Origin of the sequence: Aeromonas sp. ZOR0001, assembly GCF_000801015.1 — a bacterium.
Lineage (GTDB): Bacteria > Pseudomonadota > Gammaproteobacteria > Enterobacterales > Aeromonadaceae > Aeromonas > Aeromonas veronii.
The window spans coordinates 1-2,993 of sequence record NZ_JRJY01000136.1 but is presented as its reverse complement, the minus strand read 5'-3'; the positions used below and the strand labels follow the sequence as shown (position 1 = coordinate 2,993).

Here is a 2,993-nt window from a genome sequence, read left to right as displayed (position 1 = left end):
TGGGGGCCTGCCAGTGGCGGCCATCCTGGCTTTCTACTTGCCAGCCATCGGCCTGCTCGGCAATGGCGCTTACTTGGGTGTGGTACTCCACCTGCAGCAGGCCGCTGGCTTGCGCCTCTTTCAGGGCGGCTCGGGTGAGATCGGCCGGACAGAGCCAGCCTCCCAGCGGATAGCTGACGCCGCTGTGGCCACAGGGCAGGCCAACCACCTGCTCTACCTCTGATGTAGAGAGGGGATGCATCAGCTCGGACGGGAAGGGGCCCTGGCTCATTTTCGCCAGCTTGGCTGCCGATTTGTCGTCATAGCCGAGCTGGGTCACTCCGCATAATTCGAAAGCGATAGGATGGCGTTCGGCCAACGCCAGCAGCTGTTGGCGGGCATAGCCAAAGGCGAGCGAATAGAAGCGTGACAGCGCATCGTGCTCGCCGTTAAGAAGTGGATAGAGGGCCCCCTGACGATTGCCCGAGGCGCCGGCAGCCGGTTCGCCATCTGCACACAGCAACGTCACCTTGCGACCCCGCTCCACCAGAGAGAGCGCCGTCATGGCCGAGGCGATGCCGCCGCCGATGATCACCACCTCGCCAGCGCGTCCGGCAGGACGGGCATACCAGGGGACTATGGTATGCTGCGGCTGCTTGTCGGTGCGATCCCCCACCAGCATCTCCCGCTTGCTACCGTGGCCCTTCACCTTCTTCATGGCAAAACCGGCGGCAATCAGGCCGCGACGGACAAAACCGGCACAGGTAAAGGTGGCGATAGAGCAATCGGGACGGGCGAGGCGAGCGAGACCATCAAACAGCTCCTGTGTCCACATCTCCGGGTTCTTGGCCGGGGAGAAACCATCCAGATACCAGGCATCCACCAGACCTTCTGCCCGGTGAGGCACCTGCGGCAGCATATCCTTGATGTCGCCAAACCAGAGGTCGAGGCGAATGCGGCCACCCGCAAAATGCAGGCGGTGGCAACCGGAGACCGGCAGCGGCCATTGGGCGATAAGATCCTGACTCAAGTGGCCAAGTTCAGGCCAGGCGGCCAGCGCCTTGCGCAGATCGTCCCGGGTCAGGGGGAATTTCTCGAAACTGATGAAGTTCAGACGGGAGCCGTTGCCGGATTGAGGCGCCTGTTCCAGGAAGGCTTGCATTGTCGCCAGAAAGTTAAGGCCTGTGCCGAAACCTGTTTCACCTATCACGAAACTGTCACTATCGTGGTGCGAAAATCGCGCAGGTAGCCGGTTTTGCTGCAAAAAGACGTAGCGGGTTTCACCTAGACCGTTATCATTGGAAAAGTACACATCCCCGAAGTCACTGGAGACAGGAGTTCCCGCTTCATTCCAGTCCAATCGGGCATGATGTAAGGATGTTTGACTCACGTTTTCCTCGGCTCGCGTCACAAAATCGTGGGCATTCTACGTGAAAGCAGACCAGTTTGGCAGCCGAAAGCGGGTAGACTTGGCGCCAGTTTTTCCAGACGAGATGAATTAATGAGAAGAGCAGTGATCACCGGTATCGGCGTCATCTCCAGTATCGGCAACAACAAGGAAGAAGTGCTGGCCTCCCTGAAAGCAGGTAAATCCGGCATCACCTATTCCGAGCAGTTCGAGCAGCACAACCTGCGCAGCCGTGTCTGGGGTAACATCAAACTCGATCCGTCTGAACTGATCGACCGTAAAGTCATGCGTTTCATGGGCGACGCTGCGGCCTACGCCTACCTCTCCATGCAGCAGGCCATTGAAGATGCCGGTCTGGCGGAAGATCAGGTCTCCAACGAGCGTACCGGCCTGGTGGTCGGTTCAGGTGGTGCCTCCGGCAAGAACACCTCGGAATCTGTGGACATCGCCCGTGAGAAAGGGGTCAAGCGTGTGGGCCCTTACATGGTGCCGCGCACCATGTCTTCCACCACCTCTGCTTGCCTGGCGACCCCGTTCCAGATCAAGGGTGTCAATTACTCCATCAGCTCCGCCTGCGCCACCTCTGCCCACTGCATCGGTCACGCGCTTGAGCTGATCCAGCTTGGCAAACAGGATGTGGTCTTCGCCGGTGGCGGTGAAGAGCTGGACTGGTCCTCTACCATCCAGTTTGACGCCATGGGCGCGCTCTCCACCAAGTACAACGACACGCCGGAAAAAGCGTCCCGTACCTATGATGCGAACCGCGACGGTTTCGTTATCTCCGGTGGCGGCGGCATTCTGGTGATCGAAGAGCTGGAACATGCGCTGGCGCGTGGCGCTCACATCTATGCCGAGCTGACCGGTTACGGTGCTACCTCCGATGGCTACGACATGGTCGCCCCGAGCGGTGAAGGTGCGGTGCGTTGCATGAAGATGGCGATGCAGGGTGTTGGCAAGGTTGATTACATCAACACCCACGGCACCTCCACTCCGGTGGGTGATACCAAAGAGCTTGAAGCTATCCAGACTCTGTTTGGCGCCAACGGTCCCAAGATCTCTGCCACCAAGGCGATGACCGGCCATGCGCTGGGCGCTGCGGGCGTGCACGAGGCTGTCTACTCCCTGCTGATGATGGAACACGGCTTTATCGCCCCCAGCATCAACATCGAGACCTTGGACGAGAAGGCTGAAGGTCTGCCCATCGTGCGTGAGTATGAAGCGGCCGAACTCAACACCGTCATGTCCAACAGCTTCGGCTTTGGTGGTACCAACGCCTCACTGGTGTTCAGCAAGTTCAAAGCTTGATCATCCGGTTGATATGAAAAAAGCGCCTCAGGGCGCTTTTTTTGTCTTCGGGATTTGCCATCACTCATTGCAGAGCAGAGCAGAGCAGAGCAGAGCAGAGCAGAGCAGAGCAGAGCAGAGATCGACCATTGTGGAATAGGGGTGGGGGCAGATTTCAGTGCAGATGGTGGGGGGGAGGTGACGCCACACCAATGAGCCGGATCTACATCTCTCTAGTGGAGTAGATAGCAAGAAGGGAGCCTGAGGCTAATGCCAGTGAGCCTGTAAATCCAATTGTGTAACCGCCCACGAATAAGTAACT

At 58.6% G+C, this 2,993-nt stretch carries 2 protein-coding genes; one reads left to right on the top strand and one right to left on the bottom strand.

What is annotated here, in order from left to right:
• Window positions 1-1,390, bottom strand: a 1,390-nt coding sequence (gene mnmC / locus L972_RS16940) for a bifunctional tRNA (5-methylaminomethyl-2-thiouridine)(34)-methyltransferase MnmD/FAD-dependent 5-carboxymethylaminomethyl-2-thiouridine(34) oxidoreductase MnmC (RefSeq protein WP_197058105.1), incomplete at its 3' end; no start/stop codon positions are given.
• A gap of 90 nt (window positions 1,391-1,480) precedes the next feature.
• On the opposite strand from mnmC, the gene fabB reads away from it, so the two are divergent.
• Window positions 1,481-2,692, top strand: a complete 1,212-nt coding sequence (fabB, locus tag L972_RS16935; RefSeq protein ID WP_005336905.1) for a beta-ketoacyl-ACP synthase I — start codon at window positions 1,481-1,483, stop codon at window positions 2,690-2,692.
• Window positions 2,693-2,993 lie beyond the last annotated feature (301 nt).

What these genes read in the sequence shown, in the direction of transcription:
- fabB (WP_005336905.1), top strand. Translation starts at nt 1,481, where the DNA reads ATGAGAAGAGCAGTGATCACCGGTATCGGCGTCATCTCCAGTATCGGC.